The organism is Paenibacillus sp. J31P13 (assembly GCF_056269295.1).
The window spans coordinates 1,159,851-1,181,383 of record NZ_JBWDNR010000001.1; the positions used below are offsets into that span (position 1 = coordinate 1,159,851).

A 21,533-nucleotide genomic window follows, 5' to 3' on the forward strand; every position below is an offset into this window, starting at 1 on the left:
CTTTATGAGAAGGGCGCATCTATGAAGAAAGATAGGCACCCTATAAGTTTAGAGGATCGAGAGGATATCACTATGAAGATAAATCAATTAATTGCAAATAATATTAATAAACTAGATACAGTTCTGCCTGTAGATAAATCATTAGGAATTGCTGGTTTGTCTGGATCTGGTAAAACAACTTTTTGCCAAGCAATTGGAGAAGAATCCAAGAAGCGCCTCGTTTCTTTATTGCCAAAGGCTGAATATCAGTATTTATTTCCGAATATTATGGAAACCAATTTCAGTGCCATCAAGATGGAAGAAATGCCACTTGTACTTTTTCTAGGCAGATCATCCATTTCCTCAAATCCACGTTCAACAATTGGCACACATACTGGCGTGTTTACAGAGATTCGAGTTACTCTTGCTGAAAAATATAATCTTTCTCCAGAAGTTTTTTCATTTAATAATGAATTAGGCTGGTGTCCAGATTGTAAAGGTCGCGGAACTACTAAAAATATTGAATGTAAAAAGTGTAAGGGCAATCGCTACAATCAAGAAGTTGAACAATATAAATTTGAATTATTTGATCAAGCACAGAGTATTTCCGATATCAACGACTTAAGCATTGAAACCATTTTTTCACTAGCAGAAGTTTTAAAGATTAGTGAAGGTAAACAACAAATTCTAAAAAATATAATCAATATGAATATTGGTTACTTAACATTAAATCGCATTATGGGTACATTGTCAGGTGGAGAAGTAACACGACTTTACTTGGCAGAATTTATGGCAACAAGTGAAAATACGGTTATTATCATTGATGAAATCTCTGTGGGTCTCGATCACCAAACACTATTGAAAATATTAGCAGAGATTAGACAATTAGGGTTTAAGAATCAAATTTGGCTTATTGACCATTCTGACGCGGTACTCGACACAGCGGACAAGCATTTGTTCTTTGGACCTGGTAGTGGTAAATACGGCGGGAAAATTGTTGAAGAATCACCACGTCCAAAACCAATTATTGGGGAACGCATGAAGGAAACACCAACAGAATACTATCAATTCCATGATCTTTACTGTCGCAACATTCAAATGACAGAAATTCAGATTCCCAAAAATAGACTCGTAACTTTTACGGGTGAGTCTGGATGTGGTAAATCTACACTTGTTAATGAGTGTATGTCCAAAGATTTTTTGAAGCGATATCCCAAAGATAAACTGGTAATGGTTGGGCAAGATCGAAACCAATCGATTACAAGTCGGTCAACTGTTGCGACTTTTCTTGATATTAAAAAGAAGCTCACAAAATACAGTGAAGATATTGATGATATTTTTCAGCGATCGATTGAAGATATTATTGATGAACTGCCAAATGAAGATATTGCTCATAAACGCTTGAGCTTATTGATCAAACTTGGGCTTGGTTATTTGACGTTGGAAAGAAAAACACAATCCTTATCAACAGGTGAATTTCAATGTGTCCATTTAGTTTCAGAGCTGTTTGCAAACTCAAGAAACCCACATACACTTTTTATTTTTGACGAGCCATCAAAAGGTTTATCACAAAACATTTTAAATCAATTCATTGATAGTGTTAGGGTCATTCTACAGGATGAATCCGTCTCAATGATTTTGATTGAACATAACTCGTATATGCTGGAAAGCTCTGATTTTATCGTTGATTTTGGTAAAAGACAGCTTGCGCCTGTGGAGCATCTTGATGTTGTCAGTCATGATGATTACTATCGTCAACAAAACAGTACAGATAGTGTGGCACCATTGCAAATTCCTTCAATTCTCAATCAACAAAATGGAGTTAACTACTTAAAAGAAAAACACATTGCCTATTTTAAAAATGCAGAAAACGTCTATAAGGGCGGCATCTTAAAAAGCTTATCATCGATGGCCCGTCTGATTTATGGTGAATACGAATCTGAAACCATTGCACCTGTCATCGCCATTGATCTGGAACGGCACCTGTATAGTCAATATAGTTTTCTCTTCGAAATTGGTGGCTTGATCAACCATATGGTGGCGGCGCATCCAAACAATAAAGATACCAATAGCTTCGATTTCTATAATCAAGAAAATCATTGTCCATGCTGTTCGGGACGCAGAGTGATTGAAAAATTTGATTTTGATATTGTTATTCAGGACAAAACCGTACCATTCTGGGATGGCTTATTGCATCCGGATGCGATGGAGATTTTAAAATTTTATCAATTTCCAAAAATAAAATTCATCTTTGATGAGATTAAAAATGAGCTCGGTCAGGATTTAAGCAAAAGTTATAATGAGATGACAGAAGCAGAAAAGCATACCTTCTTATACGGGTATTGGGAAAAATCATTCTATGATAAAGTAGGAAAAGCAACAAGGACCTGGGAAGGCTTTAATCATATCATTGGAATGTATATGGTTGTATCGAAATCGATCATTAAAGATCATATAAAAGAATCCAAAGTAAAAATTACCTGTCCAATTTGTCAAGGAACCGTACTAAAGCATCATAAAAAGTTGAAATTTGGCGATACGGATATTCGAGAGATTATTGGGCAGCCTCTTGATCAAGTCATCAAAACCGTTGGAAATCTACAGGTTCTAGAAAAAATGAAGGCCATTGTCGGCGGAGATATGCTTTTGACAGAAGATGTCTCTCTATTGCCTAGGGAAACACAAGCTGCTCTGAAAATGCTTGAACTAGAGATGGCAAGCTTTGCGAACTATGAAATGGTTTTACAAAATGTCTTGCCGTTCTGGGGCAGTATTCGCGGCAGTATCGAATCCATCAGCATTCATAATCGGATTACCATCTGTGATTTTGCCAATATCACCGAAACAAGAGAAAACATCATTGATAAGTATTTCACCAATGGGAAATACAAAAAACTAACTTATGTCTATGAAGCGTTTGGTTACAAAAAAATAGTCACCTTAATTAATAAGATTAAAGCAAGTCATCCTTGCCCATTCTGTAAAGGGAAGAAAGTTATTTCGGAAGATGGGCTTCATGATGGCGTGTATAAATTATCGGTACCATGTGTTAGTTGTTATGCAAGTGGCATCAATAATGAAGGGCTTAAGGAAATCGTCGATGGCATAGACGTGCAAAGATGGCTAACTGGAAAAGTAAGTGATGTTGTTACTGAAGGCTTTAATATTGAGGCTGTCGCAGATATTCCAATTTTTAATCGTATTCGTGAGTTGAATAAACAAGAAATGATGAGAATTTACCAATTCCTTGAGCAAAATAAATAAATGAGAATGATAAAATAAAGCGAGCTGTTGTTTGGATTGTTCTATACAAGCAGCAGCTGATCGATGACCTCTTTTACAGGTACACCCGCTAATCTCAATTTAATAGTTATCATTTTCACTTCAACAGGATAACTCACTCTTGTTCACACGTAAAAACACCTTCAAGTTGTACGATTATTTTACAATAGTCGCATTTTCAACTTAAAGGTGTTTTATTTTGCTTCATATTTTGGGTCAGTTCCCGTTCAGTTAATAGGGCTTTTTTCATTGTCTACAATATTGGAACATGACCAGAATATTCTCGAGGTCTTATTTCTATTCTCTAAGCTTCCACGGTTCTGGGCAATGGAAGGTGCTACATTCTTGCTGTAATATAGCCAATCTTAACCGAAATTCGGTCTGCCACCTCTATTAATATGCTCGACAATTCCCGCTCCCGCTCCGGCAAACGGATTTCCGAAAGGGGTCCCGACAAGCTGATTCCCGCAACGACCTTGCCGCTTCTACCTCTTAGAGGGGCTGCAATACAAGCTCTTCCTAGCGCAAGCTCTTCCAGCTCCATGGCATAGCCGCGGTTACGCACAATCTCCAGCTCTTTCATAAGCAGGTCGCGGTTTGTTATGGTTTTTTCTGTATAGGCTGCCAGAGATGTATGGTCAAGAATCATGTTCACTTCATCAGCACCTAGATGCGCAAGCAATACCTTCCCGATGCCAGTATTGTAGAGCGGATTGCTCCTTCCAAGGAGGGTATACATTCGAGGGGAACGATGGCTGTCTACATGAGCGAGATAAAACATATGCTGAGCATTCAGGACGGCTAAGTTCGCGCCGAGACCCAGCTGGCGTTCTAGATCATATAAGTCAGGAAGCGCGTGCTTTCGAATTTCGGAATTGTTTAACGCAATACCGCCTAACGTAATAATCTGATGCCCTAATCGGTAAAGTCCGCTATTTTCGTCCTTCTCCACATAACCTAAGCTAACCATTGTCGTTAGCAAACGAGATACATTGCTTTGTGTTAAGCTAAGCTTCTTAGAAAAATCGATGACTCTTAACTCCGGCTGCTCATCGGAAAAACAAGATAATATAGCAAGCGCCCTTGTCACGCTTTGAGTGATCATAGGGTTTGCGTTATCGGTCTTCATCATTATCCATCCTTCATCTTATTAATGAATCCATTGTACCTTATATTGCTCGAAAATTCTCATTGCCCCTCTTGCGCTAAGACGATCCGATTCCTCCTCCGATACAGTAACAACTATAAGATTCGGATACCTTTCCTTTACTATCGGTTCGAATAAAGCGGGATATAAGGACTTTCCATAAAGCACAAGACTTGTCGTATTCGGCGTTATCATATCATTTAAAAGAAAGAAGTCGAGTGAGAGTAAAACGCCAAGAAAATAGCTCGTCGCCCTCTGTTTTCCGCATTTCACCATTGTTTCTGCGACACGCACAGAGAATAAGGCTCTCCCGAAACCAGCCGATTCCGCAGTTTCCAAGCCCTTGCGTACCCAGACCTCATCTGGTTCGAACTCCGTAAGGGGCAGAAGGCTGCTCTTTAAGATCGTATTCTGCATGAGGGTCATCATTAATTCTCCGGTAATGGAAGTACGACATTTTTCAATTTGACTCTGCTTCAGAAGAATACATTTGTGATGAGACCCATAATGCATAAACAAGACATCACCTCGCAGCTGCTCCTGCTTGAATTCCTCCAAGTAACCGAAGATTTCGGCTTCCTCTCCCCGCATCATATCGTTTTCTACGAGCTCAGAATCCGCTTGAAAGCCCGTCTTCACACCCGGTATGAAATAGATCGGTTTGTTTGCAATTGTAGGGAAAGTCTTGGAAACAATTGCAGAAGCGATGTCCACGATGCCAAGAGGCGCTTGCTGATGAGGAACTTCAAATAACCCGATGTTGGAGGAAATCATCCCTGATGCCACGATGGCATCAATGTCATCCAAGGAGTAGGCATGCACTTCCAATAACTCCGTGATGCATTCCCTTAACGCATTCATGATCACATGAGTGTCACCGGTGACGGCAACATCTTTAGCACCTACTTGTCTATGAGCACCTCCAAGGATCTCTTCTCCTGCATATAAACGAACTCTGCTCGAAGTCGTACCCGAATCGATAACAAGTATGTTCATGGAATACCCTCCAATAAAATGAATTAAAGTATTGTATTGTAATATCTTCATTCGCATTATAGAATGTGATTGTGTAATATGCAATTAAAAATTTACAAGACGAGAAGGAGACAACCAAAATGACGAAGTCACATCTCGCTTTAAAAGGGGTTTATCCGATTCTTGCTACTACTTTCACCGAAACAGGCGAAGTGGATGAACAAAGCTTGCGCGAGCTCGTTCGTTTTCAGCTGGCAGCGAAGGTGAATGGAATTGCCTTATTCGGTAATGCAAGTGAAATGTACACGTTATTAGAGCGAGAGCGTGAAATGATTGCGGACATTGTCATTGATGAGGTGAAAGGGCGAGTTCCCCTTGTATTCGGGAGTGGTCATACTGGGCTTGAAGGAGCAGTACAGCTAAGTAAGTGGGCGCAGCGAGCAGGAGCGGATGCGCTGATGGTGTTGCCTCCATATATGGTGAAGCCAGATGGGAAGCGGATGATTGAGTATTTTGCTGCAATTGCCAAAGCAGTGGATATCCCAATCATGCTTCAGGATGCCCCGATTGCTAGCGGAGTCAGCATCCCTATCTCTACAATGGTGAAGCTCGCAAAGGAATATGATAATATTTCTTATGTAAAGGTGGAAGCGCCTCCAACGACAGTGAAGATCACGGAGGTTATCGAGCAATCGGAGGGTCGCTTAACCGTTTTTGGCGGTCTAAATGGAATGTATTACTATGAGGAATTATGTCGCGGAGCGGTTGGGACGATGCCAGCATGTGAATTCCCAGATGTGTGTGTGCAAATCTATCAATTGTTCACGTCGGGTGAGAAGGATGAAGCAAGAGCGCTATTCTATCGATACTTGCCATTCATACGCATTGGCACGATTGCTGGTTTCGCCATGTCGGTGCATAAAGAAGTATTGAAAGCGGGTGGAGTTATCCAATCCGCTTATGTTAGAAATCCGAATGCCCCGGCCGATGAAATCTTACTGAAAGAAGCGCTTGAGACATTGAGCGGTCTTGATCCACTCGTCCTAAATTGGAAACGGTGATCAAAGAGCAATAAGATAGACTCTATCAACAGTCTTGATGGATAGGAGTTGCAAGCCATGTTATTAACAGGAAGGAAGGCGCTGATTACTGGCGCGGGGGGAACCTTAGGAGGAGCGATCGCCGAGCGATTCGCAGAGGAAGGCTGCTGGGTCAAGCTTGCAGATGTGCATGCGCAGAAAGCAACGAATGCAGCAGAGCGCCTGATTGCAAAGGGCTATCAAGCAGAGGCCATTACCCTTGACGTAACCGACGAGGAAGCCGTAAAGCGTGTGTTCGCCGAGATTGATGAGTTGGATATATTGGTCAATAATGCTGGTATCACCCGTGGCGGCTCGATTCAGGAGCTTACAGTTCTGGAGTGGAATCACATCATAAATGTAAACCTGACGTCTGTCTTTATTTGCAGTAAATATGCGCTTCCACTCCTAAAGCTATCGAAGGCGCCGTCCATTATTAACATGTCCTCTATCAATGCACTGCGTATGAACCCTGGACTCCCCGCCTATTCGGCAGCCAAAAACGGAATCATTACTCTTACTGAGCAACTCGCATTAGAAGGTGCCGCTGATCGAATTCGCGCCAATAGTATTTCACCGGGGAGAACGATGAGTGAAGCTGAACAAAGAAAGCGTGCAGGCAGGCCCGACTTTGATATTGATCGTGACTGTTATCCACTCGGTCGTCTCGGTTACCCAGTGGATGTCGCGAATGCTGCCGTTTTCCTTGCCTCAGATCTCTCCGCATTCGTGAACGGACTAAACCTGGTAGTTGACGGAGGCATGTCCTTGCAAGCCGTCAGCGGATTGGTACGTCCGGATTTGCGGAGGAGATGGAAAGATGGGGTTTACAAGCTTGAGGTGGAGGAGTAGTCGGTCATGAGCGTCTATGATAACGCTTGGATTGATAGAGAAGGGGAGAGAATACATCAATTGCGTGATCACCTTAGGGATGTCGAGGTCGATCTCGTAACCACCTTCGGAATGAATGTCATTCGATTCGTCTCAAAAGGCAAAGATGTCCTATTGCAACCGCCTTCCTTATCGATTCTACGGCAAACGCCATTCCGATATGGACTCCCCATGCTTAGTCCTCCGGGGCGAACGAGTTATGGGAAATTTTCCTATCGCGGTAAGGACTACCAGCTTCCGATTTCGGTTGGTAAGCACAATGTGCATGGTGAGATCGGTACCGTTCCCTGGGAGGTCATACAATGGGGAGAGGACGCAGACAAAGGAGCGTTCCTCCAAGCTGGTTATTCGTATAAGAAAGATCCCGAGCGGTTCGCTTATTTTCCATTTGACTTAGAGTATCTTGTTACTTATCGCTTAAAAGAAGGGAAGCTATATCTTGAAGGCTCTGTGCGAAATGCAGGACTAGGATTCGCTCCATTTTCACTTGGTTATCATCCTTATTTTTCACATAGCCATAACCATGCATCGCTTCAGATTCCGGCATCCTCTCAATGGTCCATAGATGGAGTTGGAAGGGCTAGCGTACTGCCCAAGGTGACTAGATTATCAGAGCAGCTACGCCAGGGAAAGGATCTTACCAAGCTCGAGGGCAACCTCCACTATCTTCAGTGCTCCGACTTCCATTCGGTGAGGGAGCAATCTTACGCTTGTCTGCTTACTGATAGAGGTTTCGATCGACGCATCTACTATCAAATGGATGGACTTTTTTCAGTGATGGTGCTGTTTATCCCTCCATGGGGGGACGCTGTCTCATTGGAGCCGCATACTTGTATTCCGGACGCTTATAATCTTCCGTGGGAAGCATCCCAGACCGGGATTCTGGAATTAGCACCCGGGGAAGAGAAACAGTTTGGTTGGCTCATAGAGGTTGAGAACAATATATCCGCACGAGGAGGAGAATTGCTATGAAAGTTGTCAATATTGAAGTGTACATTGTAAAGCTGCCGCCGACGGGTCCTGTTCAAAAGGATGGTAAGCGCTTTATTACACCGGACTATTTTGTAGGAATTAGTGATCGTCGGTCCTGCGTTTATTCCGTCAATGCGGAAACCGTATTCGTGAAGCTTACGACAGATGATGGTATTGTAGGCTGGGGCGAGATTTTGGCGCCGACGAATCCGGAGGTCGTTGCGACGATTCTAAAGCATCATCTAGCACCGATGGTTCTCGGAGAAAACCCGATGCAAAACCAATACCTATGGGATAAAATGCTCGACACCTTACGTGAGCGCGGCTATACCGGCGGCTACTTAGTCGATGCGATGGCAGGCCTTGATATCGCCTTCTGGGACATTAAGGGTAAAGCGCTAGGGCTGCCGGTATATATGCTGCTCGGAGGGAAATACCGTGATAAGCTTCGTTGCTACTGCTCCAGTGTGCCGGGAGCTGATGTGAAGGAACGTTTGGAAAATGTAGTTCGGCTGAAGGAAGAAGGCTTTGATGCGATTAAGTTTCATACCTTTGGCAAAGGCAAGAAAGCGGATTTGGACGCTCTTTATGCAATCCGCAAGGAATTTGATACAGATCAACTGGATCTGATGCTGGATGCTCATGGAAAATACACCCATTCAGAAGCCTATTCGGTTGGTCGTGCATTAGGTGAGCTTGATGCTATGTTCTTCGAAGCACCGATTACATTTGAGGATATGCAAGGGCATCGCAAGCTAGCTGAAGCGATTGATACAGCTGTCGCAGTAGGAGAGCCTCTACGTACAATCTATACCTTCAAGGAATGGATATCCTCAGGTGCTGTAGAGGTGGTTCAGCCGGACATGGGCAGGAACGGAATCACCGAGATGATGCGGATTGCTCATCTGGCAGAGGCGCATCATATCACCTTCGCCCCGCATCTGAGTGCTCATCAGGCTGTCGGTCATGCTGCATCCATTCATGTTTCTGCAGCAATCTCGAATTTCCTGATCTACGAATACCAGCCTAACGCCTTGAAACGAAGCGAGGACTATTCGAACGCAAGTTTCCGATTGGAGAAGGGGCAAATGATTGTTCCTAATGAACCGGGTCTAGGGGTCGAAATAGATGAGAAAGCGATGCGCAAGTTCGTAACAGAATATTTTGAAATCAAGGGTTAGACTAAGCGATTCTAACATTGTTGGCGGAGAGAGGGGGGCGAGATCGCTCCTCTTTTCTGTCCATTTATTGTTTTATTCAGTAATAGGTAAATTTTCTAGTTGATGATTCCTTATCATGTGTGTCAAGCTAGGAAGGAGAAAGCGGAAAATAATGGGAGGGTTGAACAACATGAAGATGGCCTATCAAATAGTAATCGTGGACGATGATGATGTAGTCAGGAATGGACTTGCTGAGATCGTGGATTGGAAGCGCTGCGGCTTTCAGGTAGCGGCTGTTCTTAAGGATGGATTGGAAGCGATTACTTACCTTGAAGAACATCAAGTGGACGTCGTACTCTCGGACATTCGAATGACTTTCGTATCCGGACTTAGTCTTGCTAAACATATTTACGAAAAACAGATTCCCGTCAAGGTGTTACTCATTAGCGGCCATCAGGAGTTTGAATTGGCAAAAGAAGCTCTTCGGTACAACGTACAGGATTATTTGTTAAAACCAACGGATTTGGATGAGGTGTACCGTGTATTTAATGCCCTTAAGGAACAGTTGGATCAGGAACGCTCAGAAAAGAATCGTATAGCGCAGGACAAAGAAATGTGGAGTCATATGATGCAGTATTTGAAGGACCGTTATTTACCTCACTTATTGTTCGATACATTCGCTGACGAAGAGGAGCTCATTCGGCAATTCGAGATGATCGGCATAAATATCAACCCTAAAATCAACGCGTGTGCCTCTATTAGCATCACTTGGACATCGGCTTCCCCGGTTGTGTCCGTGCAGCGCGCACTACAACATAGCTTATCTGAGCACTCGTCGGCTGTTACTTTGCTTCCGTTCGGTCCGCCTGGCAATCCACTAACCTTTCTTGCTGTATGTGCTGATTCGGAAAGAGGTGAGCTGGCAGAAGAAATCGGCCGCATCTTCGATCAAGCATCATCCCGGTTAACTTCCTTAATCGGACTTATAATCAATTGGCATGTGGATTCCGTGCATGCTACGATGATCGATTTTTTGGTAGAGCACAGAGCCGCACGCAAGAGAATAGGACCGCAAGCAGTTGCTCAACTACAGCAGTGGAAGGAAGATAAGAGAAGATGGACGGCTTGTCTAGAGGCTGAGGATTATGAAGAAGCAGGGCGACTTCTTGAGCAATATCTCGTCAGCTACGGCGGAGAGCAGATCGATACAGTTAAATCGATGCTTATCCAATTATTTGGAAGCATGGATGCCGTGTATGCAGCGGACAGCGGCAGCAACCGTCTTATGCAGTTATGCAAATCCGAGGACATAGGCGAGATCAAAAAGATTAGCAAGTCACTGATAGAGGAGATGAGCCGGAGAGAATCGGAGGGACATTACGAAACGGAAAGAAAGGTTATTACTCAGGCTAAGCAATACGTGAAGACCAATCTTGGAAAAGATATTACATTGCAGGAAGTAGCTGACCATGTGTATCTTAATCCCGTCTACTTGAGCCGATTGTTCAAGAAGGAGACAGGGAAAAGCTTCACTGATTACGTGACGGAGCTACGGATGAATCAGGCAGCGCACCTGCTGCGAAATACGAATATGAAAATATATGAGATTTGTGAACAAGCCGGCTATAGAGATGTGAGGCATTTCTATAAGCTGTTCAAAAAATACAGCAGCTGTTCTCCTAGCGAATACAGGGAGCGCCAGGGATAAGACGATTGGAATGAGGGGGACGCATGAAAGAAAAGGCAACATTATGGGCGTATATAAAAAACTACAAATTTAACAGCATCTTCATTAAGAATTTCATCGTCGTCTTTTTTCTACTCATGGTACCCTTGGTGTGTTTACATTATCTTGTATTTTATTATAATGATTCGACGATGCGTGAAGAGGTTAGCCGCGCAAGTCTTAGCGAGCTAACACGAATCCGCGACACTGGGGACATCATGATGACAGAAGCGGAAAGCCTGAGTCTCCGATTAGGAACCGATCCGGATGTACGACTGTTCTTGACGGAGAATCTTATGAATTATCCGTTAGATTTCTCAATGATTTCAAGAATCCGGAGAATTCAAGACATTCTCGGAATTTCTAATTTGACGAACCCTTATGTGGACAGTATACAGCTTTACTCCGGGTCTGGGATGAACAATTATTTGCTCTCCGCGTCGAATGCCGGATCCTTGGACAAGTATGAGCATCGGTGGTGGTACGATGAGTATACGAAGAATAGAACAGAAAAGAAATTTTGGTTCAGCACCTTGAAGCAGTCGGAGGACTCGGAATATTCAATCGTATTGTTCAGACAGCTTCCCATAAGCGAGCTGAACCAAGATGGCGTATTGATCGTTAATATCGGTGCTGCACAGCTAAAGCCTCTGCTAAAAGAAATTACGCCGGAGCAAGAAGTCTATATCGTAGATCGAGATGGAACCATCGTATATACACAAGAGCAAAGGCTCATCAATCAGTCCATTGAAACCTCTCATCCCAATTTGCCAGCTCCTTTATTTGGATCTACCTATTCTAATATCATCCGTTATTCAGGTATGGATCGTGTTGTATCGTCGGTTCCTTCCTCACGCGGGGAGTGGTCCTATCTTTCCATAGTCCCCCTTAAGCATTATGAATCCAGACAAAACCAGCTTCGTTCCTTTATTGTGCTCCTCATTACCATCGGGGTGGGATCCAGCTTGCTTATCTCCTTTCTTGTATCCGTAAAGACTTATCAACCGATTCGCGGAATATTGAATTTGCTGGAAAGCAGTCATCCGCCGATGAAGGATTTCAACAATAAAGCATCCAGTGCTGTTAATGAAATAAAGTACATTGCAGCAACGATTGTTCATTCTAGTGAGCAGAAAAAGGAAATGGAAGTGGAGCTTAATCGTCGATACGAGATGATGAGTAAAGCACAGGCCATAGCGCTTCAATCGCAAATCAACCCTCACATGCTCTACAATACACTGGAAGCGATTAATTGGAAGGTCATGCGGCTTACAAATGGAAAGAATGAGGCTTCGGTGATGATTCATACGTTATCGCGATTGCTTCGCCTAAGCTTATCCACTGGAGATAATATCATTCCATTTCGGTCAGAGATGGAGCATGCAAGATTATATATTGAGGTCGAACAACTTCATTACAAGGATCAGTTAGAAGTGATCTGGAAGATTAACGGCAACATATTAGACTATTTAACGGTGAAGCTGACTCTTCAGCCGATTATCGAGAATGCAATCTACCATGGAATTAAGCCGTCCGGAAGATCAGGTGTGATCACCATTGTTGGTTATGAGGAGAGGCAAACTGTCTTTCTGAAAATCAAAGACAATGGTATAGGAATCAATCAAGCGTTAGCAGATAAGATCAACCAAGGTTTTCAATCCGACGAAATCAAGGAAGATGCTCATATTGGACTCCGAAACGTCAATCAGAGGATAAAGCTTATCTTCGGTGAAGCATATGGAATCAAGATTTACGGGAAGGAAGGAGAAGGAACGATTGTTGAGATGCGAGTCCCCAAAAAAACATAAAGTTAATTGCTTCACACCAAAGCTATAATTATTCCCACTATAATGAAAGCGTTAACATTAAATCGTTTACATCCCCTCACCATTTATATACTGAGGGGAATTTTTATTTTTATGACCTGCTTTTATACTAAAGGTAAGTAATCAATGTAGAGAGAGGAGAGACACAAGTGCCGCAATCTAGTACCGAGGTTAATCAAGGTTCCATTCGTCAGATGAAGCCGTTGAAGAAAGAAAGCTTCCTATCCTACTTTGTTCGAAATAAATGGCTATACATCTTTCTGATTCCCGGATTCTTGTACCTGCTAGTGTTCAAATATGTTCCGATGTTTGGAATCGTAATCGCTTTCAAAAATTTAAACCTCGTACGAGGCTTATGGGGCAGCGATTGGATTGGTCTACAAAATTTTCAGATATTATTCGAATCTCCCCATTTCTATAGGGTGCTTAAAAACTCTCTATTGCTAAGCATCTACCAAATAATATGGGGGTTTCCAGCTCCGATCCTTGTTGCGCTCATGCTCAATGAAGTGCGGCAGATGGTGTTCAAGAGAATTGCTCAAACGGTACTGTACTTGCCTCACTTTATTTCATGGGTTGTACTAGGCGGTATCATTATCAATTTCCTTTCTCCGACATCTGGATTAGTGAACTATATCGTTACCTCATTTGGGTATGAGCCCATTAAGTTCTTAATGAAGCCAGAGTACTTCAGATCCATTCTCGTCAGTGCAGAAATATGGAAGGAAGTCGGTTGGGGAACGATCATATACTTGGCAGCTATGTCGGGGATAGATCCTACCTTGTACGAATCGGCTACGATAGACGGTGCCTCCCGCTTACAGCGGATTCGTTATATCACGCTCCCGGGTATTGCGACGACGGTTGTCATCTTGTTACTCCTTAAGCTTGGCAACATATTGGACAACGGCTTCGAACAAGTCTTCATGCTTTATAATCCGTTGACATACGAAACAGCCGATATCTTTGAAACATATACGTACAGGATCGGATTGCAGGACGGTCGCTTGTCCTACGCCACGGCTATTGGTTTGTTTAAGAGCGTAGTTGGCTTCGTATTGATCATTTCAGCCAATTATACTTCTCGCAGAATTAGTGGAAAATCGATCTGGTAGGAAACCGAAAAGATAGGAGGTTAGCGAATGCGTCTTCGCAAACTAAATTGGTTTGATAGTATAAATTATACGCTCATATGTCTTATCAGCTTTCTTATGCTATATCCCTTTCTCAATGTAATGGCTGTTTCTATCAGCTCATACTCCTCTTATGTGGAAAATCCGCTGCGCATTTGGCCGAAGAATATCTCGTTCCAAGCGTACAGAGAAATTATGGATCACCCAGTGCTGTGGTCTAGCTACTTGAACACGATAATTATTACAGTTAGTGGTGTTCTAATCGGTATATTTCTATACATCCTTACGGCTTACCCTTTGTCCAAGAAGCATTTGAGAGGCCGCAATCTATTTATGCTAGCAATCGTCTTTACAATGCTTTTCAACGGTGGTCTCATACCAAACTATTACTTAATTCGTTCACTTGGACTGTTAGATACATTAGCTGCTCTCGTCCTTCCAATGCTTTTTTCTGGATTTAATCTCATCCTGATGAAGACGTTTATGGAATACATTCCGGAAGAACTAGAGGAGGCAGCGAGAATTGACGGTGCTTCTGATCCTTATATTCTATTCCGTATTATCGTACCGTTATCGAAGCCCATAATTGCTACACTTTGCTTATTTACAGCCGTTGCCTATTGGAACAACTTCTTTAATGCCATTATCTATATTCGTGATGTAGATAATTGGCCGCTAATGCTATTCCTCCGCGAAATTATAGAAGGAGCAAAGCTAGATTCCATTACAGGCGGCGGTAATACGGCGGAAGCTGGGAATATTGTCGTGAATTCTGAAACCCTTCAATATGCAACGCTCATGATTGTAACCATCCCAATCTTGTGTGTATATCCCTTTCTTCAAAAGTATTTTGTTAAAGGCATCATGCTAGGCTCTGTGAAAGGTTAATGGTCCGTTAGTAGAGGCAAAAGCCTTTATTATAAACAAATAAATTTCAAGTGAGGGGTGTAATACAATGATTCGTTCATTCAAACGGATGTCTAGCTTTGGGATTGTGCTTGTATTGATCTTATTGGTCGCTTGCTCCGACAATAAGAATGGGAAGAATGAACCAAGTTCGACGACTGCTAACGGAAGTTCTCCTACTGCAAGCGCTACCAGCAGCGCCGCTCCTGATTCGAAGGAAAAGGTAAAAATCTCCATCATGGCTAATTTCTCGACGGCAGATATAGCCCCAGCAGATCAAGCACTCTTCGATAAGGTTGAGGAAGCACTAAATGTTGAATTGGAATTTATCGTCCCACCATCTACAGGATATAAGGAGCAGCTGCAATTGTCGCTCATCTCCGGAGATTATGCGGATCTAGTATTCTTCCCATCAGAGACAGATGATTCGTTCTTGAGCGCAGTGAACGACGGAGTGGTCATTCCAATCAATCCTTTCTTAGATCAATTGCCTCATATTAAGGAATATACGTACGATATCTCGTGGGAAGCTCTCGATACGAAGCGTGACGGAAACATTTACGCTGTACCACGTACTTCGGTTGCTCGTAATGACGGTTTTATTATCCGCGAGGATTGGCTCAAGAACATTGGTTTCCAGATGCCGGAGAACCGTGAGGTTACCATCGATCAATTCACAGACATTTTACGTAAGTTTACATTCAATGATCCAGATCAGAACGGTAAGAACGATACCTATGGATTTGCTGGTTATTTGAATGGAACGAAGATGATAGATCCAATTCTATCTCCACAGTTCGGAAACCTGGGCTGGCAGAAGGCAACAGGCGGCGAATACGAGTATATAACACCAATGTATGATCAGAGCTCTACGGTGTATAAAGATGTGCTCGCCTATACACAAATGGTGTTTAAGGAAGGGTTAGCTGATCCGGATTCAGCTGTTATTGACAGGAACGCATCCATTGATCGTTTCAAACGCGGATTAACTGGCATTCGATACGAATTCGCAGGAAATGCAATTGGTGCGGAGAAAGGTGGACAAGAGCTCGATCCGAAGACTGAGATTTCATATATCTTTATCCAAGATGATAAAGGTGAGCTTAAAGGTGTTTCTTACGGAACAGCCACCTTCGGTGTTTGGGGTGTGACTGCTAAAGCGAAGCATCCGGAACGCGCACTTCAAGTCCTAGATTGGCTGCTATCAGATGAGGGCTGGGAGCTAGTGAAGTATGGCGTAGAAGGCGTCGAGTACAATTTGGTCGATGGAAACCGGGAGTACATTCCTGATGTGTTATCACCTTGGAGAAAAAGCGTTGTAAGAAGAGCGAATGACGGAGATTTCTTCATCGATGCTAAGCATTCTAACGAAAATAGAGAAAGAGTTAGACCGTGGGTCGACAGATCGATTGAGACAGTAGCCTTCTCTATGGATCAAGGATTTGTTCCTCCAGCAGCTAAAGAACCCGTATTTATGGATTTCAAACTGATCTGGGATGAAACGATAACCAAAATCATGATCGGTGATTTGCCAGTCGATGCATTCGATAAGCTGCTAGCAGATTGGTATGCGAAAGGCGGCAAGGCTTACGTTGAGCAAATGAATGAATATATTGCCAGCACTCAGAAATAGAAAATGGTTTGCATTTGTTTGCCGCCTCTTCAGCAGGGCGGCAAACAGGTTTTCACAAATAAGGAGGGGAATAATGAAAAAGTTACTAGCTATGCTCGTGACAATCTGTCTCCTAGTACCCCAGTTAACCAGCGCTGCCGTTCAAGCAGAGGAAATTACGACTCCAGAGGCAAGCCTTTCGGCGGATAATCCGATGAAGCATTTCTATCTCACTCCGTTTACCTTCAAAACGTTCGGGTCATGGTCCTTGACGGGTGATTTTCTGACTGGACGGTCGACGGGTTCAAACCCTGAGGAGGCAAACGGCTCAGGTGGTGAGCCTGCTATTGCAGAGGTGAACATTACCAAGGAAACCGACTATAAACTGTGGGTTCGTGATCGTGACTATGCAACTAATCAGCCGGGAACCCGAACCTTTCATGTAGCTGTTGATGGTGTGCAGGCTGCTGAACGGTTTGGTGATCATGGGATGGAGGGATTCCGCTGGTCTGAAGTCGGTATTTACCATCTAGAGGAGGGCATTCATGAGCTTTCACTCGTAGACACCTCTGGTTTTTTCGCTAGAAGCGAAGGATTCTTCTTGACAGAGGATCTATCCTTGGTTCCACCTGAGAATAAAGAGGAGCTGCTGAAAATTGCTCAACCGATGAGTCTATTCGACTTACTTCCGTCTGCAGACTTTCCGGTTTGGGCGAAAGAGGATGTGACTCCCATTAAAACCGATACCATTGAGAATGATACCGTCAAGGTTGTCTTTCATCAAGGTGTAGGAGAAAAGGCTACTCTCGTTCAGAATGAAATCTTCGTGAAGGATGATGGTCAATGGTTACCTGTTAAGGGGAAGACGGAAGAACTCGGATTCTTAATGATGAGCGCTTTGCATAGCGAGATGGCCGGTGAGAACGAGCAATTTGCGATTATTAAACAAACAGCAATGGTTAACGGAACTGAAGTCACAGCATTTGCAGATAACTTCTTCAAATCTGGTCTGCCCGTGTGGTTTATCCCATCAGCTTATACAAAGGTTGCCGACAACAAGATAGAATTGACCTTTCCGAATACTGAAGCAGATTTGAAGGTGACCTTTGAGCTGGATTCGCTCGCGGATGATCCGAAGGTTACGCTTAAAGCTGATTTCCATCAGGCTGGAGCTTATTCCTTCATGCTATACAGTGGAGACAGTGTTGCCTATGAGGATTACGAAACGGTGACTGCTCCTTTATTGTACGTGAAAAAAACAGTCCCAACCAGCTCCTATATGATTCCGGAAAGCTACTTATTTACACCAATGGCAACTCTGCATTATACAGAAAGCCAATCGAAGGTACCAGGCAAGCAGCTGACGTCTGGGATTGTAATGGATCCAACAAGCGTGCCTCAAGGCTTCACGTATCCGGATACTTCCCATTTCGGATTAGTGCTAAGAGATCCTGACGGGAAGGTAAGGCCGCAGTTTATGGCTCCGATGTTCGGTACAGAGCACAGCTTATTCGAAAGCGGTGACAACTACGAGGTATCTTTCAGAATCGTAAATCACTTGAATTCTTGGTATGACACTTTAACACATGTATCTGAGAAGATGTACAACTTCAAGGATTTGCGTACGAATTATTTTCATTCTGTGAATGAAGCAATTTTCAACGCAACCGACCTCATGATGGATGACGATTATGGCGGTTGGGATCCTGTCAACATGGCTCACTATAATATGGAAGAGAGGCATCTGACCACTACCTCCAATGCGATGACGGCGGTGCAGCGATACTTGCTGACTGAGAACGAAGAAATCTTAGATGAACGTGCTATTCCTACATTAGCGTTCATGCTCAGCAGACAAAACTATCATTTCAAAATCACGGATAGTCAGGGTGGTGGAAATTATATTTCCAACCTACCATCGCCACTTGGTGGAACAGTTGCCAATTATTCAGCAAGCGTATACGGCGGTTTATATGAAATGACGCAGGGACGCATGCCATATTTGATGAATACAGCCATTCAGTCTGCAAAGGAAAGTGGGAATTTAGCTGGGGTTACAGATCAAGCAGCGATGCATAAATATACGGGTGATCCAGCTTATTTAACTAGGGTGAAGACCTTGGCAGATCAGTATTTAGCGAATAATCCTAATTCACCAAACAATAGAGAATCTCGGTTTGTGAGCGGTTTTATCTATGGCGATTATATCCCTATGGTAACAACCTTCCTAGCTGCATATGAAGCAACAGGGGAACAGAAGTATTTGGATGCTGCCGAGGAGAGCGGTCAGCTGCTAGCAACGAGCTTATGGACGACTGGTTATCATAACGACTATGCGACGACCGATTATACCGTTAACCCTGTGGAAACGGCTGAGAGACCTCTCGTCGCTGACCGGTTCACCTTCTGGTGGCACGGAGATCAGCAGTGGAGACTAGGCAATCCGGACGGTGAGGCAAAGCCTCCGCAAGAGAGTGGTCCACCATTGGTAGAAGAGACGGCTCCCGGTTGGCTTATCGCCAAAGCGGGTATGGGAACCGAGCACCCGAGAACACCAGGACATGGCAATATTATTTATATGAACAACTGGGCAGGAATGCTGATTAAATTATCAGAGTATACAGGAGACCCTTACTTCGAGACGATGGCGCGAAATGCCATGATCGGCCGTTTCGGCAACTATCCGGGATATTATCAGGACAGACCGATCTTCCATCAGATGAAGGCAAATTACCCTTATGAAGGTCCGGATTATACATCGGTTTACTGGCATCATATTCCTGTATTTATTTCCATGTTAGAGGATTTCCTTATTAATAGCACCTGGTCGAAATCCGAGCAGAATATTTCATTCCCATCGATCTATCAGTCAGGGTATGCCTACTTTGCCTCGAACCAGTTCGGTCATGCACCGGGCAAGTTCTATGAGGAAGAGGATATGTGGTTATGGTTAGATAGAGGAATTATTGAACCTGACACTGTAGAGATTGACTATATCACAGCTAGAAAAGACGGTGTTCTAGGTCTAGCTTTAATGAATGAGGGGAATGAGTCCATAACCAGCACAATTTCCTTAGGAGAGAAGATTGAGGGCGGTGCTAGCTATTCCGGAACCGCTACAGTATATGAGGCTAACGGAGCTTCCTCCTCCATTTCAGTAGTAAACGGTCAGTTTACAATTGATATTCCTGCTAAGGGAATTTCATCGGTCGTTCTAAACATACCAAGTGTCCGGGCACCGGCTTTTGCAAAAACGGACTATGTATATTCCAACAATTCGCGCAGCACGGTGACGGAGCATTCAAGAGGTAAAGGTCATGTGATCCAGATTTCCCCAGACAGCTATCACGCTTATGTTTATACTTCTGATATGGATGACACGACAAGCAAATTGACTATGACCTATCAAATCGGCGAAGAGCAGTTTACGGCAGAAAAAGTTGGATATCCTTATGAATTTCTAATTAAGGTGGATGATCCGACTAAGAGATTTACCTACACGCTCGCAGCAACGAAAACCAATGGTCAGGTTGAAAGTCTTGGTGGAGGAATGTTAGCGCCTAATGATTATGTTGATGCAGGTATTACGATGCCCGGCACAATAAAGAACTTCGAGCCATTCAATACGACTGTTTCCGTTAAGGGAATGAATGCCACTGATATTCGATTGGTTGTCCCTGTAGAGGATTTCCCGTTCCAAGTCACGGAGAATCTCTTGATCGGCTTGAGAGTTACGGGCACATTTACACATAAAACAAATGGATCGATATTGGAGCTAGACAGTCTGATCAAAAGTAATGAAGTGCGTACGAATGGTACAACCGTTCTTGTGGTCTACCCGACAGCAGCAGTACCCCTAATGGATTATAAGGATTATAACGTTGTACTCACTCTTTACCCTTCGAAACCATTAGGTGATTTTGACGCATTTGATGTAACAGTAAGCCAACCGGGTATGAATCCAGCCGAGGGCGTCATTCGATTGGTCGTTCCCGTTGCGCCTTTCCCTTTCCCGGTCACGGAAAACTCTCTGAAAAATTTGAGAATTACGGGGACTTTAACGCATAAGACCGATGGTTCAACGCTTAACTTAGACAGTATTATTTTAAGGAATGAGGTACGTCCTAACAGCACTACCGTACTGGTAGTTAATCCTAACGAAGCTGTTCCACTCAGGGATTACAAGGATTACAGAATAGTCATCAGGATTCATCCCAAAGATGTAACGCCGCCGGCAACAATGGTCGATATTGTGCCAGTGAGTGAAAGCGGGGCTAATGGCTGGTATTCGAGTCCCGTTGTAGTGACCATACATGCACAAGATGAGGCCGAATTGAGTGTGACGGATACGGTTTATCGTGTGAATTTGGGGGCGTGGAGCACTTACAATGAACCGTTCACCATTACGGATGATGGGATTTATACGCTGGAGTATTACAGTACGGATTTAGCTGGAAATACAGAGGTCATGAAGTCGGAGGTTATTCAAATCGATAGAATGGCGCCTGATCTGTCACTCGAAGCGAGCCCGTCAACGATCTGGCCGCCTAACAACAAACTGGTGCCAGTTCAAGTGGGAGTGGAAACGTCAGACGATGGATCAGGGATCGCAGCTGTAAGATTGGTTTCGATAACAAGCAATGAGCCGGCTGCTCAAGGAATAACCGATATTCAAGATGCAGTATTTGGCACTGACGACCGAGAGTTCTTCTTGAGAGCTCAGAGGCTGGGGTCAGGCACCGGTCGAATTTATACGATTACGTATTCAGTAACAGATAGGGCTGGGAATGTAAAGACAGCTAGCCTTCAAGTCATTGTTCCTCATAATAAGTAAATAACATGTGG

The 21,533-nt window shown here is 43.6% G+C and carries 13 protein-coding genes; 11 read left to right on the forward strand and 2 right to left on the reverse strand.

Going from position 1 to position 21,533, the window contains the following annotated elements; all coding sequences use genetic code 11:
* Nucleotides 1-72: 72 nt before the first annotated feature.
* Complete coding sequence (locus AC0YOD_RS05305; RefSeq protein ID WP_475798376.1) at nt 73-3,243, forward strand: ATP-binding cassette domain-containing protein; 3,171 nt, start codon at nt 73-75, stop codon at nt 3,241-3,243.
* Nucleotides 3,244-3,598: 355 nt separating this feature from the next.
* Here the strand turns inward: AC0YOD_RS05305 and AC0YOD_RS05310 are convergent, their stop codons facing one another.
* A complete protein-coding gene (locus AC0YOD_RS05310) occupies nt 3,599-4,390 on the reverse strand; it encodes an IclR family transcriptional regulator (RefSeq protein ID WP_475798176.1) in 792 nt (263 codons plus the stop codon).
* Between the two features lie 21 nt (nt 4,391-4,411).
* Nucleotides 4,412-5,404, reverse strand: a complete 993-nt coding sequence (locus AC0YOD_RS05315) for a 2-dehydro-3-deoxygalactonokinase (protein WP_475798177.1) — start codon at nt 5,402-5,404, stop codon at nt 4,412-4,414.
* Nucleotides 5,405-5,523: 119 nt separating this feature from the next.
* On the opposite strand from AC0YOD_RS05315, the gene AC0YOD_RS05320 reads away from it, so the two are divergent.
* The 10 genes from AC0YOD_RS05320 to AC0YOD_RS05365 all read left to right on the forward strand — a co-directional run bounded on the left by AC0YOD_RS05320 (nt 5,524) and on the right by AC0YOD_RS05365 (nt 21,522).
* Nucleotides 5,524-6,444 carry a dihydrodipicolinate synthase family protein gene (locus AC0YOD_RS05320; protein ID WP_475798178.1) on the forward strand — a complete coding sequence of 307 codons (921 nt, stop codon included), beginning with the start codon at nt 5,524-5,526 and terminating at the stop codon, nt 6,442-6,444.
* Between the two features lie 57 nt (nt 6,445-6,501).
* Nucleotides 6,502-7,314, forward strand: coding sequence for an SDR family NAD(P)-dependent oxidoreductase (locus tag AC0YOD_RS05325; RefSeq protein ID WP_475798179.1), 813 nt, complete (start codon nt 6,502-6,504; stop codon nt 7,312-7,314).
* Between the two features lie 6 nt (nt 7,315-7,320).
* The gene (locus AC0YOD_RS05330) at nt 7,321-8,325 is read left to right on the forward strand and encodes an aldose 1-epimerase (RefSeq protein WP_475798180.1); all 1,005 of its coding nucleotides are present in this window, start codon (nt 7,321-7,323) and stop codon (nt 8,323-8,325) included.
* Nucleotides 8,322-9,506: a mandelate racemase/muconate lactonizing enzyme family protein gene (locus AC0YOD_RS05335; RefSeq protein ID WP_475798181.1), complete on the forward strand. Its 1,185-nt coding sequence runs from the start codon at nt 8,322-8,324 to the stop codon at nt 9,504-9,506. Before AC0YOD_RS05330 ends, AC0YOD_RS05335 begins: the two co-directional genes overlap by 4 nt.
* A 175-nt stretch (nt 9,507-9,681) precedes the next feature.
* The gene (locus AC0YOD_RS05340) at nt 9,682-11,193 is read left to right on the forward strand and encodes a helix-turn-helix domain-containing protein (protein ID WP_475798182.1); all 1,512 of its coding nucleotides are present in this window, start codon (nt 9,682-9,684) and stop codon (nt 11,191-11,193) included.
* Between the two features lie 23 nt (nt 11,194-11,216).
* Nucleotides 11,217-13,019 (forward strand): sensor histidine kinase, encoded by a 1,803-nt coding sequence (locus AC0YOD_RS05345; protein WP_475798183.1) that lies wholly within the window; start codon nt 11,217-11,219, stop codon nt 13,017-13,019.
* A 167-nt stretch (nt 13,020-13,186) separates the two neighbouring features.
* Nucleotides 13,187-14,152 carry an ABC transporter permease gene (locus tag AC0YOD_RS05350; RefSeq protein ID WP_475798184.1) on the forward strand — a complete coding sequence of 322 codons (966 nt, stop codon included), beginning with the start codon at nt 13,187-13,189 and terminating at the stop codon, nt 14,150-14,152.
* A gap of 27 nt (nt 14,153-14,179) precedes the next feature.
* On the forward strand, nt 14,180-15,058 hold the full coding sequence (locus tag AC0YOD_RS05355; protein ID WP_475798185.1) for a carbohydrate ABC transporter permease: 879 nt from the start codon (nt 14,180-14,182) through the stop codon (nt 15,056-15,058).
* Between the two features lie 67 nt (nt 15,059-15,125).
* On the forward strand, nt 15,126-16,709 hold the full coding sequence (locus AC0YOD_RS05360; RefSeq protein ID WP_475798186.1) for an extracellular solute-binding protein: 1,584 nt from the start codon (nt 15,126-15,128) through the stop codon (nt 16,707-16,709).
* Between the two features lie 73 nt (nt 16,710-16,782).
* A complete protein-coding gene (locus AC0YOD_RS05365; RefSeq protein WP_475798187.1) occupies nt 16,783-21,522 on the forward strand; it encodes an OmpL47-type beta-barrel domain-containing protein in 4,740 nt (1,579 codons plus the stop codon).
* Nucleotides 21,523-21,533 lie beyond the last annotated feature (11 nt).

Excerpts from the sequence above, each read along its gene's own strand:
- AC0YOD_RS05305 (WP_475798376.1), top strand. The coding sequence starts at position 73 with ATGAAGATAAATCAATTAATTGCAAATAATATTAATAAACTAGATACA.
- AC0YOD_RS05310 (WP_475798176.1), bottom strand. The coding sequence starts at position 4,390 with ATGAAGACCGATAACGCAAACCCTATGATCACTCAAAGCGTGACAAGG.
- AC0YOD_RS05315 (WP_475798177.1), bottom strand. The coding sequence starts at position 5,404 with ATGAACATACTTGTTATCGATTCGGGTACGACTTCGAGCAGAGTTCGT.
- AC0YOD_RS05320 (WP_475798178.1), top strand. The coding sequence starts at position 5,524 with ATGACGAAGTCACATCTCGCTTTAAAAGGGGTTTATCCGATTCTTGCT.
- AC0YOD_RS05325 (WP_475798179.1), top strand. The coding sequence starts at position 6,502 with ATGTTATTAACAGGAAGGAAGGCGCTGATTACTGGCGCGGGGGGAACC.
- AC0YOD_RS05330 (WP_475798180.1), top strand. The coding sequence starts at position 7,321 with ATGAGCGTCTATGATAACGCTTGGATTGATAGAGAAGGGGAGAGAATA.
- AC0YOD_RS05335 (WP_475798181.1), top strand. The coding sequence starts at position 8,322 with ATGAAAGTTGTCAATATTGAAGTGTACATTGTAAAGCTGCCGCCGACG.
- AC0YOD_RS05340 (WP_475798182.1), top strand. The coding sequence starts at position 9,682 with ATGGCCTATCAAATAGTAATCGTGGACGATGATGATGTAGTCAGGAAT.
- AC0YOD_RS05345 (WP_475798183.1), top strand. The coding sequence starts at position 11,217 with ATGAAAGAAAAGGCAACATTATGGGCGTATATAAAAAACTACAAATTT.
- AC0YOD_RS05355 (WP_475798185.1), top strand. The coding sequence starts at position 14,180 with ATGCGTCTTCGCAAACTAAATTGGTTTGATAGTATAAATTATACGCTC.
- AC0YOD_RS05360 (WP_475798186.1), top strand. The coding sequence starts at position 15,126 with ATGATTCGTTCATTCAAACGGATGTCTAGCTTTGGGATTGTGCTTGTA.
- AC0YOD_RS05365 (WP_475798187.1), top strand. The coding sequence starts at position 16,783 with ATGAAAAAGTTACTAGCTATGCTCGTGACAATCTGTCTCCTAGTACCC.